Raw genomic sequence first — 4,525 nt, forward strand, 5'->3', positions numbered from 1 at the left:
CAGCTCGGCCGGCAAATTGGTGGAATCGCTGTTCCAGAACAGGATATCGAAAGCCGGTGGCGCCTCGCCCAACAGGTAGTTGTTGACGTGGTAATTCCACACCAGATCCTTGGGGCGCATCCAGTTGAACACCCGGGACAGCTCCGGCCCCTCCAGCACGCCCTTCTCCCGGGAGCGAATGCGCGCCGCCTGCAGGGACGCGGGGGTGGTAAACACGCTCATCTCGGTCTCTTTTGAGTGGGTGCTCAACATGCACACCGAGAGGCTCAGGCAGTGAATCAGGTCGCGGCCGTTCTGTTTCAGGTAGGCGGCCAGAATCGAGGCGGTGATGCCCCCGGCACAGGCGCCGACCACGTTGAGGTCTTCGCTGTTAGTGATGTCGAGAATGGCCTCCACCGCCTCGCTGGCGGCGCTGATGTATTCATCCATGCCCCAGTCACGGTGTTCCCCGGTGGGGTTGCGCCAGCTGATCACAAACACCTGGAAGCCCTGATCCAGGCAGTAGCGGAAAAAGCTCTTCTCGGGAGTCAGGTCGTAGATGTAGAACTTGTTGATCTGCGGCGGCACGATCAGCAGCGGGCGGCGATACACCTTGGAGACGGTGGGCCGGTACTGAATCAACTCGACAATGTCGTTGCGGTACACCACCGAACCCTCGCTGGTCGCCAGGTTCACCCCCACATGGAACTTGCTCTTGTCCACCTGGGAGGGCATGCCGTGGTTGTTCTGCAGATCGTGGACGTAGTTTTTCAGCCCCTTGAGCAGGCTGTTGCCCTTGGTTTCCACCACCTTGCGCATGGCCTTGGGGTTGCCCAACAGGAAGTTGGTGGGGGACATGGAGGTGGTCAGCACTTCCTTGACGAACTTGGCGCGGCGCAGGTCGAGCCCGTCCAGGTCCATGTCTTCCACCAGCTCGCCCAGGGACTCATCCCAGGCGAAATAGGCCTGTTTGAGGCGGTGGTAGAGGGCGTTTTCCTCCCAGGCCGGATCGGAAAAGCGGCGATCGTTCTTGGTGCCCTGAAACTCGTCCGTTCCCTTGAGAATATCCACTACCCGGCGGCCAAAGCGCTTGCTGTAACGCACCACCTTGGAGGGCTGCGCCACCGCCTGCTTGACCGTTTTCTTGACCGCTTCCTTGATGTCATCCGTGGTGACCCCCACCAGAGGATTGAGCGCCACGGTGTTCTCAATCGCCTTGGCCAGAAGTTCTTCCTGAATCTGTGCTGCGGATTTTTTGCTCTGTTTGGACATTCTGTCACCCTTGGAAAAGGTCGTACCAGGAGCGGGGAGGGGAAAATTGGCTTGCGTGATGTCTCACTCTACCACCTGCCGGGGACGCCGCAAAGCCCGCTGCGGTGGCGACCGGCCACTCATCCAGCGACTCGCGGGCGTCTCTGACAACAGCATAGCACGGCAGCGGGAGCGAATTGTGACACACCGAGCGGGGCTACAAACCTCCGCCGATCAGTCGGACAGGTGTTGTGAGACGTAGGCCTCCAGCTGCTCAAAATCCGGGATCAGCGCCTGCAGGCTGTCCATGGCCACCGCCATCAGCGAGAACGGATGGTGTTCGGAACCCATTTCCTGCATCAGGTCCGCCGGGGTGACCCGCATCAAATGGGGAAACCCCTGGATCTGCAAGGCGTAGAAACGGAATTGCTCGGTGGCGGTCATGGTGTGCAGCACCAGCGCCATGCCGCCGTCCTCCGGGGCCGTCACCGCGCCGCCCAGTCGCTCGAAGGAAATCAGCGGGATGCGCTGCAGACGCCATTCCATCCAGCCCAGCAACCAGCCCGGACCCGTGGCGGCCGGTTCGCAGTCAATCTGCTGCACCACCTCGGCCACGCCGGCCGCCGGCACCAGCAAGCGGTGGTTTTTGACCGGGACAAACAGGCTGTCGACTTCTGTCTGCAACAGGCCGCTGTCTGTTTCTGCCTGACTCACTGTTCTGCTCCCCGCATCTGCCACGCTATTGCTCCACCAGCTGCATGACTTCCGCCATCGCCGCCAACAGCTCGTCTTCCTGGTAGGGCTTGCCCATATAGCGCTCCACGCCGAGTGCCAGGGCGCGCTCGCGGTGTTTTTCACCGGTGCGCGAGGTGATCATGATGATCGGGATGGTGCGCAGTTCGAAACTGCCCTTGACCCGTTTGGCGACTTCAAAGCCATCCATGCGGGGCATCTCGATATCCAGCAGCATCACGTCGGGCCGCTGGTCCTGCAACAGTTTCATGGCCTCGACACCGTCCCGCGCGGTGAGCACGTTAAAGCCCTCACGCTCCAGGAAGCGACTGGTGACCTTGCGCACGGTAACCGAGTCATCCACCACCATCACCTGTATGGCACTGGACTGCTCGCGCGCCTCGCTGGAATCGTGCACTTCGACCCCGGCCCGCGCCACCACGTTGGCGCGCAACAGCCCCAGCAGGTCGAGAATCACCACCACCCGGCCATCGCCCATCAGGGTGGCGCCGGACAGGCCGGGCACCTTGCTGAACGGCGCGCCGAGGCTCTTGGAAACAATTTCGGCACTGCCCGCCAGGCCGTCCACCTGCACCGCGTAGTGGCGCGTTTCGGAGTGCACCAGCACCAGAAACACCGACTGCTGGGAGGTGTCAATTCTGGGCGCTTCACCATCCCGCAACAGGCTGCCCAGATAGCGCACCTCATATTGCTCGCCCGCGTATTCCAGGCGTGCATCCGGGTAGCGGTAGTAGTATTCCAGCTCCTTGGGGCTGATCCGCACCACGCCGTCGACGCTGCTCAGGGGCAGCGCGTAGAGTTCGCTGTCCATCTCGATCATCAGGGCGCGGTTGACCGACACGGTAAACGGCAGGCGGATAATGAACTGGGTGCCTTGGCCGGGGCTCGTCAGCGTCTGGATGGTGCCGCCCAGCTCGCGCACCTGGCTGTTGACCACATCCATGCCGACCCCGCGCCCGGAGAGCTGCGAGACCGTCTCGGAGGTCGAAAAACCGGCGTCGAAGATAAACTGGATCACGTCCTGGTCTTCCAGGTTGTTATCCGCGGGGATCAGTTCCCGCTCAATGGCGCGGCGGCGGATGGCATCGATATTCAACCCGCGACCATCGTCGGAGAGCTGCAGCAGGATATCGCCGCCCTCGCGCACCAGGCCGACGGAAATGGTCCCCGTTTCCGGCTTGCCCAGGGCCAGGCGCTCGGCGCTGGGCTCCATGCCGTGGTCGATGGCATTGCGAATCATGTGTTCCAGCGGCGCCAGCATCTGCTCCATCACCGAACGGTCCATTTCACCGTCGATATTGACCAGTTGCAGCTCCACTTTCTTGTCCAGCTCATCGCTGACCTGGCGGACAATGCGCCGCAGGCGCGGCACGATGCGGGTAAACGGCACCAGCCGCATGCGCATCAGGCGCTCCTGGAGGTCGCTGTTGATCCGCGCCTGGGTCAGCAGATGCGACTCGGCACCCTTGGCTTTCTCCGCCAGTGTCTCCTTGAGATCCTGGAGATCGTAGGCCGACTCCAGCAACGACTGGGACAGTTGTTGCAGCTGCGAATAGCGGTCCATTTCCAGCGGGTCAAACCCCTCGGGGGACGCCATGGCATCCAGTTGTTCCTGGCGGAACATCATGTGCGCCTCGGTCTCCATGCCGATGCGACGCACCTGATCCTTGAGGCGGGCAATGGTGGACTGCATCTCCTCCAGGGTGTAGGCAAAATCGTTGACCTGCTGCTCCACCCGGCCCCGGGAAATACTGGTTTCACCGGACAGGTTCACCAGGCTTTCCAGCAGTGGCGCGGAAACCTTAATGGTGTCCTGTTGCGTGGCCAGTTGGCGCTGCTGTTGCGGCATGCTGATTTCCGGAATTTCCGGCAGCAGCTCCTGCATCGCCTCCGTTGCCGCGGCAACCTGCACCGCCAGCGGCGCTGGCGCTTGCTCGGGGCTTGTTTGGGGATTTGTTTGGGGGCTTGTTTGGAGATTTGTCTCGATGCTGGGAGCGTCGACGGCGACAGCGGCCACTGTCGCGGTATCGGCTCCGTCAAACAACCGCCGCGCGGTCGCCAGCGCGGCCAGCAGATGGTCCTGGCGCCGCATCAGATCGCGGAATACCCCGCTGCTGAGGCGATCCCGGTTTAATTCCAAGGCGAGAATCTCGCTCTCGAAATCGTGGCTGAGCTGGCCGAGTTGTTCCAGCCCGGCCATGCGCGCGCCGCCCTTGAAGGTGTGCAGGGAGCGCTTCAGGGATTCGATACTGGGGTGGTCCTGCCAGTCCTGGGCCCAGTGCTGCAGGGCGCGGTCAATGTCTTCCAGCAGCTCATCCGCCTCGCTGATAAAGATCTCGAGAATTTCCAGATCGATATCGTCGCGGCTGAGCGGCGCCAGCTGGAATTCCTCCGCGACAGCGTCAACGGGCTCAACGGGCTCAACGGGCTCAACGGGCTCAACGGGCTCAACGGGCTCAAATGAAGATACTTGTTCGACTTGTTCGACTTGTTCGACTTGTTCGACTTGTTCGACTTGTTCGACTTGTTCGACTTGTTCGAC

Annotated in this window: 3 protein-coding genes; all 3 read right to left on the bottom strand. The window is 61.8% G+C overall.

The features are described from left to right. On the bottom strand, window positions 1-1,251 hold a 1,251-nt coding region (locus ABY948_RS11355; RefSeq protein WP_461482651.1), incomplete at its 3' end, for an alpha/beta fold hydrolase. 213 nt (window positions 1,252-1,464) lie between these two features. After that, window positions 1,465-1,944 carry a chemotaxis protein CheW gene (locus tag ABY948_RS11360; RefSeq protein ID WP_461482652.1) on the bottom strand — a complete coding sequence of 160 codons (480 nt, stop codon included), beginning with the start codon at window positions 1,942-1,944 and terminating at the stop codon, window positions 1,465-1,467. 25 nt (window positions 1,945-1,969) lie between these two features. Then, window positions 1,970-4,525 (bottom strand): hybrid sensor histidine kinase/response regulator (locus ABY948_RS11365; RefSeq protein WP_461482653.1); only part of this gene is annotated, 2,556 nt, incomplete at its 5' end.

The organism is Porticoccus sp. (assembly GCF_041592135.1).
GTDB lineage: Bacteria > Pseudomonadota > Gammaproteobacteria > Pseudomonadales > Porticoccaceae > Porticoccus.